This is a genomic window from Treponema sp. OMZ 906, assembly GCF_024181185.1.
In the GTDB taxonomy this organism is placed as follows: domain Bacteria; phylum Spirochaetota; class Spirochaetia; order Treponematales; family Treponemataceae; genus Treponema.
This window is the reverse complement of record NZ_CP051196.1, coordinates 1,491,848-1,506,240: the sequence shown is the minus strand read 5'-3', so window position 1 is coordinate 1,506,240 and position 14,393 is coordinate 1,491,848. Positions and strand designations below refer to the sequence as shown.

Annotated in this window: 13 protein-coding genes; 7 read left to right on the top strand and 6 right to left on the bottom strand. The window is 45.1% G+C overall.

The annotated features are described in order from the left end of the window. Positions 1-128: 128 nt before the first annotated feature. Genes miaA through E4N69_RS06725 form a run of 3 tightly spaced genes read right to left on the bottom strand, consistent with a single transcriptional unit; the run spans position 129 to position 3,245 of the window. A complete protein-coding gene (miaA, locus tag E4N69_RS06735) occupies positions 129-1,055 on the bottom strand; it encodes a tRNA (adenosine(37)-N6)-dimethylallyltransferase MiaA (protein ID WP_253823339.1) in 927 nt (308 codons plus the stop codon). Continuing rightward, entirely contained in the window at positions 1,042-1,998 is a 957-nt protein-coding gene (gene mazG / locus E4N69_RS06730; RefSeq protein ID WP_253823338.1) for a nucleoside triphosphate pyrophosphohydrolase, read from the bottom strand. Before mazG ends, miaA begins: the two co-directional genes overlap by 14 nt. Then, a complete protein-coding gene (locus tag E4N69_RS06725) occupies positions 1,995-3,245 on the bottom strand; it encodes a class I SAM-dependent methyltransferase (protein ID WP_253823337.1) in 1,251 nt (416 codons plus the stop codon). Before E4N69_RS06725 ends, mazG begins: the two co-directional genes overlap by 4 nt. A gap of 169 nt (positions 3,246-3,414) precedes the next feature. Between E4N69_RS06725 and E4N69_RS06720 the strand changes: the two genes are divergently transcribed. Further along, entirely contained in the window at positions 3,415-5,490 is a 2,076-nt protein-coding gene (locus E4N69_RS06720; RefSeq protein ID WP_162663597.1) for a methyl-accepting chemotaxis protein, read from the top strand. 80 nt (positions 5,491-5,570) lie between these two features. Continuing rightward, positions 5,571-6,509 carry an AEC family transporter gene (locus E4N69_RS06715; protein ID WP_253823336.1) on the top strand — a complete coding sequence of 313 codons (939 nt, stop codon included), beginning with the start codon at positions 5,571-5,573 and terminating at the stop codon, positions 6,507-6,509. Positions 6,510-6,520: 11 nt separating this feature from the next. On the opposite strand, the gene sdaAA is transcribed toward E4N69_RS06715, so the two are convergent. Together sdaAA and sdaAB are read right to left on the bottom strand one after the other, a co-directional pair. Next, a complete protein-coding gene (sdaAA, locus tag E4N69_RS06710; RefSeq protein WP_253823335.1) occupies positions 6,521-7,459 on the bottom strand; it encodes an L-serine ammonia-lyase, iron-sulfur-dependent, subunit alpha in 939 nt (312 codons plus the stop codon). 12 nt (positions 7,460-7,471) lie between these two features. Continuing rightward, on the bottom strand, positions 7,472-8,134 hold the full coding sequence (gene sdaAB / locus E4N69_RS06705) for an L-serine ammonia-lyase, iron-sulfur-dependent subunit beta (protein ID WP_253823334.1): 663 nt from the start codon (positions 8,132-8,134) through the stop codon (positions 7,472-7,474). A 607-nt stretch (positions 8,135-8,741) separates the two neighbouring features. Between sdaAB and tpiA the strand changes: the two genes are divergently transcribed. The 3 genes from tpiA (at position 8,742) to E4N69_RS06690 (ending at position 11,086) form a co-directional block, all read left to right on the top strand. After that, on the top strand, positions 8,742-9,491 hold the full coding sequence (gene tpiA / locus E4N69_RS06700; protein WP_162663594.1) for a triose-phosphate isomerase: 750 nt from the start codon (positions 8,742-8,744) through the stop codon (positions 9,489-9,491). 134 nt (positions 9,492-9,625) lie between these two features. After that, entirely contained in the window at positions 9,626-9,985 is a 360-nt protein-coding gene (locus tag E4N69_RS06695; RefSeq protein ID WP_162663593.1) for a hypothetical protein, read from the top strand. Between the two features lie 183 nt (positions 9,986-10,168). After that, a complete protein-coding gene (locus E4N69_RS06690) occupies positions 10,169-11,086 on the top strand; it encodes a nucleotidyltransferase family protein (RefSeq protein ID WP_253713831.1) in 918 nt (305 codons plus the stop codon). 233 nt (positions 11,087-11,319) lie between these two features. Here E4N69_RS06690 and E4N69_RS06685 read toward each other — a convergent pair whose 3' ends face one another. Beyond that, a complete protein-coding gene (locus tag E4N69_RS06685) occupies positions 11,320-11,943 on the bottom strand; it encodes a hypothetical protein (RefSeq protein ID WP_253823333.1) in 624 nt (207 codons plus the stop codon). 287 nt (positions 11,944-12,230) lie between these two features. Here E4N69_RS06685 and E4N69_RS06680 point away from each other — a divergent pair, with 287 nt between their 5' ends. Then, entirely contained in the window at positions 12,231-12,962 is a 732-nt protein-coding gene (locus E4N69_RS06680) for a hypothetical protein (RefSeq protein ID WP_253823332.1), read from the top strand. A 97-nt stretch (positions 12,963-13,059) separates the two neighbouring features. Further along, positions 13,060-14,211 (top strand): lipid II:glycine glycyltransferase FemX, encoded by a 1,152-nt coding sequence (locus E4N69_RS06675; RefSeq protein WP_253823331.1) that lies wholly within the window; start codon positions 13,060-13,062, stop codon positions 14,209-14,211. Positions 14,212-14,393 lie beyond the last annotated feature (182 nt).

The following is a 14,393-nucleotide window of genomic DNA, read 5'->3' as shown; positions in this document are numbered from 1 at the left end:
AATTATAGATTTTCTCTATTTAATTTTTAATATTCTTACTTTTTAGATTTATAGTGGATAACTGTACCAACTTGACCGCGAAATGTCAATCACCGGGTTACTGTTGGGCATTTAGCAAAATGTGTGGTTCAATTTACCGGCTCAATCTTTGAAATACCTTCTGCTGTCAGCTGAGCCGCCTTGTTGCCGTCAATCCATTCTATTTCGATGCCGTTTCGTTCCATGCGCCGGAACCATGTTTCCTGCCGTTTTGCAAATTGTCCGATTGCCCGATAGAGTTGCTCGATATAGACCTCTTTGCTTTCGATTTTTCCCTGTAGATACTGCGCCGTAAAGCGGTATTCCAAACCGAGGCTTTCGAGCCGCTCCCATGAATAGCCCTGTGCATGGATTTGTTCGGTTTCTTCTATCATACCGGCGTCGATGCGGGCAATGAGGCGACGGCGGATACGTTCGCGTAAGGCACTGCGCTCAAACGAAATACCGTAGATTTTCGGCTTGATAGGCGGCACCGCATGCAGATGCGCGGCGGCGGATTCGGGATGCTCCTGCCGGTAACGGGCAATTTCGATAGCGCGGACAAGGCGGTTGGGCTGTTCCAAGTCGGTTTTATTGTGAATATCCGGCTTGAGCGCTATGAGCATATCTTGCAGCTCCGGCAGTGTTTTTGTAGCCAGCGCTTCACGCAATGCGAGATCTTCGGGCACGGGGATGAGCTCATAGCCGCGAAGGATGGCGTCGAGATACAGCCCCGTCCCCCCTGCGATAATCGGCAAGGTACCTTTTTCAACGAGCTGCGGAAAGATGCGGTACACCTCCTGCTGAAAATGAAAGACCGTAAACTCGCGGCTTAAATCGCAGACATCGATGAGGTGGTAGGGAATGTTGCCGTATTCCTGCAAATCCTTTCCCGTGCCTAAGTCGAGCCCGCGGTATACTTGCCGGGAATCCGCGGAGATGATTTCGCCGTGCTTTGCGTGCGCAAGTTTGACGGCAAGCGCCGTTTTGCCCGTCGCCGTAGCGCCTAATACTACGGCGCAATTATAATGCGGCATTATCGTTACTGCATGGGGCGGCGAAAGTTTGCGCTTCCATGCGCTTGGCTTCTTCCCAAAAGCCGTCCATCTGGGTTAAGGTTTCGTGGGAGCACGGGATACCGGATTCTGCCATGCGTTTTTCGACAAAGCGGAAGCGGCGTTCAAACTTTGCATTGGTACGGCCGAGCGCAATTGCGGGGTCGATATGTAAATGCCGCGCGGTGTTCACCAAGCTGAACAGTAAGTCTCCGAATTCCGCTTCCGTTTCTTCGCTCGTACCGTGTGCAAGCGCTTCCGTAAATTCCGCAAGTTCTTCTTCTATTTTTTTCTGCGGCCCATCTGCCGTATCCCAGTCAAAACCTTTCTTTGCTGCCCGCTTTTGCAGTTTGTATGCGCGGGTGAGCGGTGGAAAGGTTTTCGGGATGGAATCCAGTGCGGAGGCGCTTGCACGGCCTTCTACGGTATCTTTGATAGTATCCCACTGTGCGAGCACTTTTTCCGCTGTAACCGGCTTTTTTGCATCGTCGGGGTCAGGAAAGCCTGCCGTTTGTCCGAATACGTGGGGGTGCCGCCTGATCAGTTTTTCGTTGAGCTCGCCGATCATCTTCGCGACGGAAAAGGCTCCCTCCTGCTCAAACATATACGCAATCATAATGATGTTTAAAAGCACATCGCCGAGTTCTTCCGCCGCATGGACGGCTTTCGCGCTGTCCGCGGAGGCTTCTTCCAGTGCCTCAATTGTTTCATACGTTTCTTCAAGGAGCGTTGCCCGCAGCGTCATTGGGGTTTGCTCGATGTCCCACGGACAGCCGCCCGGTGCCCGCAGCCGTTTAATCGTGGTAAAGAGTGCAGCGAATGCTTCTGCAGCGGCTGCTGTTTCCGGCTGCGCCGTTATCGCCGCAGTATGGGGATGAACGGCTGAGTCTTGTTCGTTTTTGCCGGTATTGTTGGGTTGTATCATAAGTTCTCCTGTTGTTTTGCCGGAATCATATCCTTCAATAGCTGTTCCAGAGTCGGTTCGATGCGAAAGCTTTCTTTAAGGCAGTGGTATTGCCGGATCGCGGTTTCTTTCAACCGTTCCGCTTGGCCGGCGCTTTGTGTTTTTTTTACTGCATGGATCAGAATATTTTTAGGGGTATGTTCCGTTTCGATAAATTCCATAATCTGCACGGTATAGCCGCAGGCTTGTAAAAGGAGCGCCCGCACAGTGTCGGTTAAAAGCGATGCAAACCGCTCGGTGATAATGCCGTGCTCCATAAAGGGCTGCATCAAGTGATCTTCCGTGCGGAACGTTTCTTTTCGGTTTTTAAGCTGGCCATAGAGTTCATGCTGGCAGCACGGAACGGCAAAGATAATCGGTACCTGCGCGCGGACAGCTTGAGCAAGCGCCAAATCGGTTGCCGTATTGCAAGCGTGGAGGCATACCATCATTCCGGTACCGTCCGGCAGCGGATGGTCGCCGATGTTCCCTTCGGCAAAGTCCAAATTCGTGTAGCCGCACCGTTTTGCCAGCGCGGAGCAGTGTTCGATAACCTCGGTTTTTAAATCCAGCCCGTGAATCCGCACCGGAATCTGCTGCCGTTCATGCAGATAATAGTAGAGCGCAAAACTCAAATAGGCCTTACCGCAGCCGAAATCGGTAATGGAAAAAGGCTTGCCGGAACGGGCAACCGTATCCCGTATAAACGGTTCGATCCCGGCGATAAATTCGAGGAATTTATTAATCTGCCGAAACTTATGGTATTTTTGCTTTAAGACGGCGCCCTCCGCATTCATCACCCCCTGTTCGATCAAGAACGCGAGCGGTGTCCCTTCGGGAATAAGATAGTTCTTTATCTTGTTGTGTCCACCGCAGTTGTTTTCCGTGAGCGGAGCGGAGCAGGATATCCGCTTGGTCAGGGCGATGGTTCCCTTGTTGTTCTGTAAAAAAAAGAGCTGTTCTTTTTGACCGCGGCATTCCGCAGCTTTAAAACGGGTAAAATATTCCGCTATTGTGCCGGATAATGCCTCCGGTTCAATCGTTTTCTGAAATGCTTGCTTGTTTTTGACGGTTTCCAGCTGATACGCGGCCTTCCCTTTTATCGTGATATGCCGAAGCCGTGCCTTTGCCTCGTCGATTCCCTTGCGCGGGCGGGAAAACGAAAGCTGTATAATGGAAGTATTCAGGCATTCTTGCACCGCCTGCTCGGGGGTATAGATGGTACTCATAGATGGTGAGGCATTGTATCAAAAAATATGGAGTAAAACAACAAATCGAGTAAAGGGTACATACATTGATGCGTTTACCTTGTGTGCAATGCGCTATCTAGCTATAAAAATGAAAATACGGTACACTTATCAGACATCTAAATTTTCTTTACTATGCTGGAGAGACCCTATGAAAATACGGACATCAGTTAACTTATTTCTGGTAACAACTCTTATTATTGCTGTCTGTGGTGCCTTGGCTTTTAGCGTTATACAAGCGAGGACATATATTGAAAGTAATTTTTATAAGACCGTACCGTTTATGTTGGATGCTTCGTCTTCCGAATTACAGACGAATCTTGCTGTTGGGTTAGCGATTTCACAAGATTTAGCGGAAGAGCCTTATTTGATAGATTGGTTTGAGAATTATGAAAAAGATAATGAAAACCGTGTTAAAGTTACCGAAAAACTTATTAAGCTTAGCGAAGATGAACAATTTTCCACCTGCTTTGCTGCTTCAAAATTAACCGGCAGTTATTATGTTGTCGATAATAATAAACAGATAAAAAAAGATGTACTCACCGAAGCTGTTGATGATTGGTTTTTTTCTATGATGAAAAGGCCACAGACGTTATTTTATAATGTTGATTATAATAGGACACTCCATAAAACCAATTTTTGGTTTAATGTTAAAATTTTTAATACAGCCGGAGAAGCGATCGGTTTCGCCGGCATGGCAGTTAATTTACAACAAGCCGCAGCTAAAATAAATAACTCATTACCTAGTCCGCAATCATGGATTGGTATCATTGACAATACCGATACAATATCGTTATGTTCAAATGCTGATTTCACTAATAAGAAAATCAATACCGTTGTAGGAACTCTTTCCGATTTAATAGGATATGACGGGCTTCAATACTATGAAGATGCTTCGCTCGGTAGGGTCGTCGTTGTCAAAAAACAGCTCGCAGATTTACCTTATTCTACTATCATGGCAGTTCCTATAAAAGATTTTATACCGCCTATTCTTCCGATTTTAGGGTATTCTGTTTTATGGACAGCAGTTCTTTTAATACTTATGATCGCGGTTAATCAGTTTATGCTCCGCTACTTATTCGGCCGATTTATTAAACTCCATACTATTTTTAATAAAGTTGCAGAAGGAGATTTTACCGTCCAGGCTGTAGTACATTCCGACGAACTCGGATCTATTGCACTATCGATGAATAATGCAATAGAAAAAATCCGTACTTCTTTTTTGGTTATCGCGGAAACGGCAAATAGCATGAAAGCTGTCAGCCAGACATTGTCTACACGTATGATAGATTCTACCGAGGCACTTAATCAGATAACAGGAAATATTGAAAGTGTAAAAGATAGAGTAATGGTGCAGCATACGGAAGTTAATGAAACAGCAGCGAAGATAGATGCTATTACTGAAACTATTTCAAGCCTTGATTCTCACATCGGGGCTCAAGCCCAAAGTATTTCCGGTTCATCACTGTCAATTGGAGAAATCGTCAAAAATATCCAGGCTGTACAGGAAAGGGCTGAAAAAAACCTACAATCGATTAAAACCCTTGAAAAAACAACCCATACAGGTAAAGAAACCGTTGCTATGGTTGTTGAGGTAACAAAAGTAGTGACGGAGCAATCTGAAGGCCTTCTTGATGCCATTACAGTTATTCAAAATACGGCAAGTCAAACAAACCTCCTTGCGATGAATGCGGCGATTGAGGCAGCTCATGCGGGAGAAGCGGGGAAGGGCTTTGCGGTCGTCGCCGATGAGATACGGAAGTTGGCAGAGGAATCGGGCGCCCAAGGTACGAGTATTACGAAAGTTTTGGAGGAGCTTAAACATAAAATCGAGAGCCTTAACGGTGCCGGACCTCTGGTAGCAGAGCAGTTCGAAAAAATCAGTGCTATGATGGACTTTATCTATCGACAGGAAGATGGCATGATCCGTACAATGAAGGAACAAATGCATGACGGTGAAGAAGTCTTGAATGTGATGAATGGAATGAATACCATAACCTCAAAGGTAAAAGCAGATTCAGAGGAGATTCTAACCGAAGCCGCCGATATTTCCACCGGTATCCAAAAGCTTGCCAATCTTTCAGAGATTATTACACAAAGTATGGCAGAAATGGCGACGGGGATCGCAGAAGTTAACAACGCCATGAAAGAAGTAAATACTATCGCAATGAATAATCAAAAAAATGTGGCAAGCGTTACCGGAGAAATCGGAAAGTTCAGGGTATAAGGAGGCAGCCCATCAAAGTGCCTAATTTAGGTAAACAGGCACTTTGATAATTCAAAATCGGTATCGTAAGAGGAGCATACATGGGGAGTTTCTTTATAGCATTTAATGCAGTCATACCGGTCGTCCTCTTAGTCGGTTTCGGTTATTTCCTTAAACGACAAGGTTATTTCAGCAAGGCAACGATTACTCCGTTAAATAAGTTATGCTTTGACTTACTCTTACCAATCGTAACGTTTAATAATATCAGGAAGATAAATTTAAACGAAGTTTTCGATTTGCGGTTCGTTCTGTATGCCGCAGGAAGTATTTTAGCTGCTATTTTCCTACTCGTTGTTATCGTCCCTCTTTTCGAAAAAGATAAAAAGAAACAAGGCGTTATTATACAGGGAATATTTAGAAGTAATTTTGTGATGCTCGGTATTCCTCTTTCTTCCTATATTGCAGGGGAAAATAGTGCAGCGTTGGCATCGATGCTTGTTATGGTTATTGTTCCCATTTTTAATGCTGCTGCTGTTGTTATATTTTCAATCTATGGTGGATGCACTATCAATAAAAAGAAATTAGTATCGGATGTATTGAGGAATCACATGGTCATTGCATCTGGTTTAGGGATTATTATGTCTTTGGTGCATCCTCCTATTCCGCATTTTTTAGATAAGTCATTGACGGATATCGGAAAAATGGGGGGTGTATTTCCAATTATTGTACTAGGCGCAATGCTGGACTTTTCAAAAGTTTCAGCAAATTTTAAAAATCTGTCAATCACTGTTGCGGGCAAACTCATCGGTATGCCATTGATCTTTATTACGCTAGCCATTTATCTTGGATTTCGAACCAATGAGATTGTGGCGCTCATTGCTCTTTACGGTTCTCCTACAGCCGTTATTTCAGCAGTTATGGCTGAACAACTCGGCTGTGATCATGAACTTGCCGCTCAAGTCGTTATTTTCTCGACGATAGTGTCGTGTATTACCATTTTCGGGATTGTCTTTGTATTGAGCTTTTTGAAGGTAATATAAGGCCATCCGTATTAACTGCCGCATGATCCACATGAGCCACAAGTACTGCACGGATTGCCGGTAAGTGGTGACCGCGTACCAAATACCTGCCGTTCAAAGGCCTGGCCAGTCGGTGTTATTGCTAAACCTCCTTGGGCAGTTTCACGTAGCGCTGCCGGAAGTCCGTCGCCAACCCGCTTGAGAGACTCGATGGTTTCGTCAACAGGAATTGCGCTTTTAATACCTGCAAGTGCTAGTTCCGCAGCGGTGAAGGCAAGTGTGACGCCGGAAGCATTCCGTTTAATGCAGGGGATTTCTACAAGGCCGGCAACGGGGTCGCACACTAGTCCCAAGATGCACTTGATTGCTATTGCGACAGCATGCGCTGCCATCTCAGGTGTGCCGCCTAAAAGTTCTACAATGCAGGCAGCTGCCATCGCAGAAGCAGTGCCACACTCAGCCTGGCAGCCACCTGACGCACCGGCAATTGATGCTTTGTTTGCTACCACCATACCGATAGCTCCGGCGGTAAATAGGGACAGTACCGCTTCTTCCCGCGGAACGCCGCGCGTTTTTAGCAAAGAACCCAATGCACCGGGGAGGATTCCGCAGGAGCCGGCCGTTGGGGTTGCAACAATTTTCCCCATCGCGGCATTTATTTCAGATACTGCCATCGCCATCTGGATGGCGTTTGATATAAGGTCTCCGCAGAGATGTTTGCCTTCTGCAATCGTCTGTTTTAACCGATATGCATCTCCCCCTGTTAATCCACTTGTAGATTTAACTCCCGGTTTACTGCCATTTTCAATTGCCTCTAGCATGACTGTCAAGTTTTCTCCCATCCGCTTGACCAGTGCTTCTTCCGGCAGTTCAAGCTGTGCCGCTTGATCTTCTAATACAATCTCCCTGATACGCTTATGCTGCGCTTCCGCTGTTTTATATAATTCGTTAACTGATTCATAACTAAGCATATAGGACTCCATTTAGAACGGTCTAACAAAAATCACCTTTGTAACACCGGGTATTTTTTCAATAGTCGTTTGCAAGTCTTCTCCAAGGGAGCGTCCATCGATCTGTAATGTCATAATTGCCGTTCCCCCCTTTTTGTCCCGTGCAAGATTGAATTTGTAGACATTAAGTTTATACTGCGCCATCACTGCCGTTACGGCAGCAATCATCCCTGGAATATCATTGTGTACGACAATAATCGTTGGAGATTGGCCGGTAATTTTTACTTCTCTACCGTCTATTTGGGTAATAACAATGTTGCCGCCGCCGATGGACGCTCCTTGAACACACACTGTTTTTCCGTTTGCATCGGTTAGGGTGATTTCTGCTGTATTCGGATGGGCATTGAGGATAACGGTTGGCTCGAAAGTAATGGCAAGCCCCGTTTCTTTGGCAATTTGCAAGCTTTTTCTGATACGCTCATCATCGGTCTGCATTCCCATAATCCCTGCCGCAAGTGCACGATCGGTTCCGTGTCCTTTGTAAGTCTGCGCAAAAGAGCCATGCAGTCTGATATATGCTTTTACTGCAGGGGCACCCAACAGTAGCCTGCTCATTAAACCAATCCGCACCGCCCCTGCGGTATGGGAGCTGGAGGGTCCGATCATGATAGGACCGATTATATCAAATACATTCATCGCATCATCCTTCTTTTGTTTCTTAAACCTGTTCGACAACGCAGTTATTGGACAGGTCTATTATAACCGAGAATATATAATAAAAAAAGGGAAGTAATTTATAATTAGAAATCGCAGAAAGAGTTCGATGTGTTTATTCTGTGCTGCAGAACGGTACCCTTTAAAAATCGGTAAAGGTACGGTATAATGAAATATCTGAAAACTTTTATCGCAAGTTTGCGGTGCAAACTTGATTAGGAGATGAGATAAAAAGTACCGTCTGAGATGTCGCCGGTACTTTTTATCACAAGTTTGCGGTGCAAACTTGATTATTTACATGTGCGCGCAATGCGCGCACGGCTAAAAACTTTTTCGGATGTTGATTCGCTGTCCGCTTAAGCGGACAAGTTAATGAATTTCTTTGCAGAACAGAGCCGAAGGCTCTGATATTTCCTGCAAAAGTTTTTATAGGAGCTATGATAAAAAGCATCGCCTAAAATTGCGTCGATGCTTTTTATCGCAAGTTTGCGGTGCAAACTTGATTATTTACATGTGCGCGCAATGCGCGCACGGCTAAAAACTTTTTCGGATGTTGAAACATCCTACAAAAGTTTTTATAGGAGAAGGTATGCGGAGATATTTTATTGCAGGCAACTGGAAAATGCACAAAACAAAGGGTGAGGCTGTTGAACTGGCGAAAGGCGTGGTAGAGGCTGTCAAAGGAGGAAAGCACAAATATATGATAGCCCCTTCCTTTACCGCCCTTGATGCCGTTTCTCAGGTAGTAAAAGGAACCAATGTTTTGCTTGGTGCGCAGAATATGAGTACCGACGAGCAGGGCGCTCATACGGGTGAGGTGTCCGTATTGCAGCTCAAAGACCTCGGGGTACAGGTTGTTATCCTTGGCCATTCGGAACGACGTCATATTTACGGGGAAACCGATGCAATGATCAACAAAAAGGTGCGGCTTGCATTGCAGCATGGGCTGGAAGTTATCCTTTGCGTCGGCGAGTTACTGGAGGAACGCGAAGCAGGTCAGGCGGAAACTGTCTGCGCAACTCAAACCGGAAAAGGATTGGAAGGCGTAACCGCACAAGAACTGGCACGGGTTACTATTGCGTATGAGCCGGTCTGGGCAATCGGTACCGGAAAAACGGCAACTCCGGAAGATGCCGATGCGATTCATGCGCATATCAGATCCGTCATTGCGAAGTTATACGGAAAAGCTGCTGCCGATGCAATGGTCATTCAGTACGGCGGTTCGATGAAAGCCGAAAATGCTAAGGCTTTGCTTGCCAAAGAGAATATCGACGGTGGTTTAATCGGTGGCGCAGCACTTAAAGCCGAAACCTTTGCTCCGATCGCCCTCTGTGAATGATGTAGAATAGGGTAAACGCATCAGGTAGGGTAGATAAAAAATGCCTGATGCGTTTGCCCTGACAGTCGATATTGCAAAGAACGGGTTTTCCGTATATATTACATTCTGTTTATTACTTTATAGGAGGATCTATAATGAACAAGAAAATACTTGCGCTGTGCGCATTTATGCTGCTCGCTGTTGTCCTGTCTGCACAGACTGTACAGACTAAAAAGCAAAAGATTAAGGTTGAAGGTCGTGCAAATGCCTCGCTTTATCTAACCGAAATTTATAAGACCGATAACTGGGCGGAATACTATTGCGTATACGAAGAAGATAAGAACACTTTTGACGAGAATGAAGCTGAAAAGGTCATGTATGAATTCTTTTCAAATTATAAACGGGATAAAGGCTTTTCTTCCGTCGAAGTTGAAGATTTAAAAGGCGCCTCCATCGGTAAGACAATGACAACGATGGAAAAACGTGTTATTTTCCGCCACGTAAATAAACGGTAAATGCACGAAAACCTCTAAAACCTCACGGTTTTAGAGGTTGCCTTTAACCTTATGTGCATTTAGAGTGCTTTTATAGTGTGATTAATGAACTTTTAGAACGCTGATTGATCCTGCAATGGGTTAATCGGCGTTTTCTTTGAAGCGTTGATGTATGGAAGCGAGTATTTATGGAGGTACAATAGAATGAAACCTACATTGTTGGTTTTAGCAGGAGGAATGGGGAGCCGTTACGGCGGTGTTAAGCAAATAGATGCGGTTGGACTGCATAATGAAACATTGCTGGATTATGCAGTTTACGATGCTGTCCATAACGGTTTTGGAAAAGTGGTATTTGTTATTAGAAAAGATATTGAAACCGATTTCCGCGCCCGTTTATTTGATCGAATTGCCCGTAATTGCGATGCAGAATACCTGTTTCAATCCATTGATTCACTGATTGATCCTAAAGAGCTCCCTCAGACGGTAAACCGTAAAAAACCGTGGGGTACTATCCACGCTGTTCTTTGTGCGGAGAATTTCGTGAAAACTCCCTTTGCTATTATCAATGCAGATGACTATTACGGGCGCAAGGCCTACAAAACAATGGCCGGACATTTGTCAACTCTAGACAATTATTCTCCAAACCATGCGATGGTCGGTTATATTTTGGAAAATACGATGAGTGAATCCGGTTCCGTATCGCGGGGCGTATGCAAGGTTGAGAACGGAATGCTGGTTTCTATGAAGGAACATACCAAGATTTCTTACGGTGAAGAAAACGGTAAACGGGTGATTCTATCTCAACTTGAAAATGGAGTAGTGCATCTGACCGGTAAAGAGACCGTTTCTATGAATCTTTTCGGTTTTAGTCTCAAGGCCTTTGAAGGTTTCCATATATTCTTTGAGGAATTTATCAAAAAGAATATCGCGAGCGAGAAAGCCGAATGTCTCTTGCCGGAAGGAGCGAGTATGCTGGTTACAAAGGGGCTCGGTACAATCAAATGTTATACCACCGATGAACGTTGGTTCGGCATGACCTATCCCGAAGACCGCGAAATCGTGAAAAAAGAAATAGCACAAAAAATTAAAGAGAACTATTATCCCGAATTCTTGTGGAAATAATCGGATATATTATAGAGAGGGATTGTTTTGAATTTCCTTAAAATGCAACAGTTGAACAAAGTTTGAACTTTGGAAACTGTTGCATTGGTGCGCGGCAGCGCACACGTCAATAAGCGATGTTTGCCGAACGGCAAACTCGACGGTTAACGAGACCGCGCTATTTGAGCGGTCGAAGTTATACCTTCCTTAAAATGCAACAACTGAACAAAGTATAAACTTTGGCAGTTGTTGCATCATTGGGCATTCCGCTTAATAAACGGCATTTGTTCCCGTTCGATTTGCTCCATCTCTGCGGCGTATACCCTATTTAGCGTTCTGTATTCCTCGGCAAGGGAACCGCTGATCAGTCGCAGTAAAGTCATGCGGTGTTGCACTTGTTCATTCAAAAAGCTGTTAAATTCATCCAGCTTGCTTTCCGTGTCGATGAGAGCAAGGTTTTCGCAGCCGGTAAGAAAGGTATGCGTCATATATAGGATGCGGGCGACGGGATCGGCAAATTGATAGCATTTGCGGCGGTTCTTCCCTGCAGCTTCTTTCAGCGCATCTTCGGCTTCCACCATTTCACGGAAAAGCTTTACCGCTTTAGTATTTCCCGCTCGTTTAATGATTTCGCGCATTTCTTTTGATTGTCCTTCTGCCGGCAGCGGTCTAATACCGCCGGATTCCGTTTTTTCTGTCAACAATGAGCTTGCAGGCTTTTGCGGTGCAATATAGTTTGAAAGTTTAACGAATGGAATAGCAAAGGAATCGGCAAACGAGCGAAGTTGTTTGATCTCTTTTTTTGATAATACAAAGGTAAAAATAACGCCGATTATCATAACGGCGAAAGCAAGATGTACCGGATTGAATTGCAGCATAAATCCTCCGTACCTTTTGTACCGTAGTTCCGTTGACTCGTCAATAGAAACCTGCTAGGCTGACGGTGTAAGCGCATCAGGTACTTCTTTGAATACCCTCGCAGAATAAGAGATGTTATTCGACCAGAGTTGAACCTCTGCGCGGTTCAAATGGTCTCATAACCTCTTTATTCTGCGCATTTCATCTAATCTGCCTGATGTGTTTGCCATCTGCTAGAAAAAAAATGTGCGAAGTTTCAAATAAAACTTCGCATAGAGATGGCTATTCACGAGGGAATATATATAAAATGAAACAAAATAAAACAAATGTTCGTGCGCGGGGCGGGGTGACGGTTATCTGTTTTCTTGTAATTCTTATCGGACAGTTCTATCTGTTACGCAATGTAATTCATACGGATTCTTTTTCTTTTGTTATGATGCCGTGGAGCGCCGAACTCTTTTTTGGGTTGGTTTTGATTGCAGCGATTATCTATTTGTTTATTCAGCCGATGGGATGGTACACCAAAAGGCGGCTTGCTGCGGCGTTTATACTTCTTATCGCATACAGTGCGCTTACTATTTTCTATTATGAGGCGTTTAAAACCGCTTATCTTACCGGCGCTTCTTTTGAATATGCGAGCAGTGCGGGCGGACTTGTCGGACTTAAATTAGTGCTTGCAGTTGTCGGTGTGACGGCAGGTATCCCTGTTGCGCAATCCATCGATGGACGTGAGTATGCAAAACGGCTCCGCGAAAAGGTGGAAAAAAACAATGCTCAACTGACAAAAGAAACCGCGAGCGGTGCCCAACAAGATTTAATCCGTACAATCAATACATTAAAAAAGACCATGCCCCCGGAGGAATTAGTCGCCTTCTTACAGGAATTAAAGACTGCCGATATCGAAACCATCTGCAATACCGGTACTCCTGCTAAAATTTCTTCTGCTCCAGCGGATTCCGATGCTACTTCTTCATACTCCGCATCGGAAGCACAAACCTCGCTTGCAGAAAAATGGCGCGGGTGGGGTGGGGGAGTGTAAGCAGATTGTTTTTCTACAGTCCGAACACCTCGATACTATAAACCGAGAGCCAATCCTTTGACAAAAGCCTGTTTTTCCGCTATCGTTCCTTTCAACTATGAATACATTGACGATAAAAGAATGTACCGATATGACGGTAAAAACTCCTGCTCAGCATTTTTTGCAGAGCCGCTTTTGGGCGGAGTTTAAAAAGGAGCAAGGTTGGTCATATCAGCAATATGAGGTACACGCTGCCGGTACCCGTTCTTTTTTACTCACGGTGTTATTGCGGCAATTGAGTCCTTTCGGCTTTCTTGCCTATATTCCGATGGGGCCGTCTATCTTAACCGATTATAATTCACAGCTCCCCGAAACGGCGGAAAAACGGAAGCTTTTCCTGGTAAACCTAGCGGAAAAGCTCGTTCCCTTGCTGCCTACTTATGTTTTTTTAATTCGCTTTGATCCTCCGTGGGAATGTGTAATAAGAAGCGGAAACACGCAGGCATTCTCTCGCCAAGATTTCCCGCTTATTCCCTGTACCGGCGGAAAAACGCCGTGCAGCCTGCGTAAAGCAGCTTCCGATATTCAGCCGCCCGATACCGTTCTGCTCGATTTAGGACAGCCGCTTGACGCCTTGCTCGCTCAGTGTAAACCTAAGTGGCGTTACAATATCCGGCTTGCCGAAAAAAAAGGCGTACAAGTTCGCTGTTTTCCCGGAAGCCAAGCTGAAGACGTCATACCGATCTTTTATCGGCTTTATCGTGAAACTGCAGCGAGGGATGGCATTGCTATCCATAGCGAAAACTATTACCACTCGCTTTGTCGGCTTGCTGTCGATCCTGCATTCGATACCGAACGTATTCTTATTTCAATCTATATTGCTTATTTTGAAGAAAAACCGCTTGCCGCGATTATTACGCTTTTTTCTCCGAGCGGAGCTGTCTATCTGTACGGCGCTTCTTCAAATGAACACCGCAACCTTATGCCTGCATATTTGTTGCAATGGCAGGCAATCCAAGATGCGCAAAAGTACGGTTGTCTATCCTATGATTTTTACGGGATTCCGCCAACCGATGATTCGCACCATCCCATGTACGGCCTGTATCGGTTTAAAACGGGATTCGGCGGGGTAATTATTCATCGGGTGGGAACACTTGATATTCCGGTACGAGGCTTCCGCTATCGCCTCTACTCGTGTGCCGAACAGTTACGCGCATTTTGGTTTAAAAACCTCAAAAAGAAGCTTCGCGTTCACAGCCGAAAATCGTAGTGCTTCGGTTTCATATTAGATTTGAGAGGAAAAATACGGCAACCGCATCGTAAATATTTTAAGCGGTTGCCTTCCTTTTGTGCGAAATTTTGCTTAAAATTTCGCACAGTTTATTTCGGAAAAAGAGCAAACACATTAGACAGACAAATCAAATTTCGCAGAATAATGAGGCTGGGCAACCA

Bases quoted from the DNA above. Each gene is read 5' to 3' on its own strand.
- miaA (WP_253823339.1), bottom strand. From the start codon at position 1,055: ATGCCGCATTATAATTGCGCCGTAGTATTAGGCGCTACGGCGACGGGC.
- mazG (WP_253823338.1), bottom strand. From the start codon at position 1,998: ATGATACAACCCAACAATACCGGCAAAAACGAACAAGACTCAGCCGTT.
- E4N69_RS06725 (WP_253823337.1), bottom strand. From the start codon at position 3,245: ATGAGTACCATCTATACCCCCGAGCAGGCGGTGCAAGAATGCCTGAAT.
- E4N69_RS06720 (WP_162663597.1), top strand. From the start codon at position 3,415: ATGAAAATACGGACATCAGTTAACTTATTTCTGGTAACAACTCTTATT.
- E4N69_RS06715 (WP_253823336.1), top strand. From the start codon at position 5,571: ATGGGGAGTTTCTTTATAGCATTTAATGCAGTCATACCGGTCGTCCTC.
- sdaAA (WP_253823335.1), bottom strand. From the start codon at position 7,459: ATGCTTAGTTATGAATCAGTTAACGAATTATATAAAACAGCGGAAGCG.
- sdaAB (WP_253823334.1), bottom strand. From the start codon at position 8,134: ATGAATGTATTTGATATAATCGGTCCTATCATGATCGGACCCTCCAGC.
- tpiA (WP_162663594.1), top strand. From the start codon at position 8,742: ATGCGGAGATATTTTATTGCAGGCAACTGGAAAATGCACAAAACAAAG.
- E4N69_RS06695 (WP_162663593.1), top strand. From the start codon at position 9,626: ATGAACAAGAAAATACTTGCGCTGTGCGCATTTATGCTGCTCGCTGTT.
- E4N69_RS06690 (WP_253713831.1), top strand. From the start codon at position 10,169: ATGAAACCTACATTGTTGGTTTTAGCAGGAGGAATGGGGAGCCGTTAC.
- E4N69_RS06685 (WP_253823333.1), bottom strand. From the start codon at position 11,943: ATGCTGCAATTCAATCCGGTACATCTTGCTTTCGCCGTTATGATAATC.
- E4N69_RS06680 (WP_253823332.1), top strand. From the start codon at position 12,231: ATGAAACAAAATAAAACAAATGTTCGTGCGCGGGGCGGGGTGACGGTT.
- E4N69_RS06675 (WP_253823331.1), top strand. From the start codon at position 13,060: ATGAATACATTGACGATAAAAGAATGTACCGATATGACGGTAAAAACT.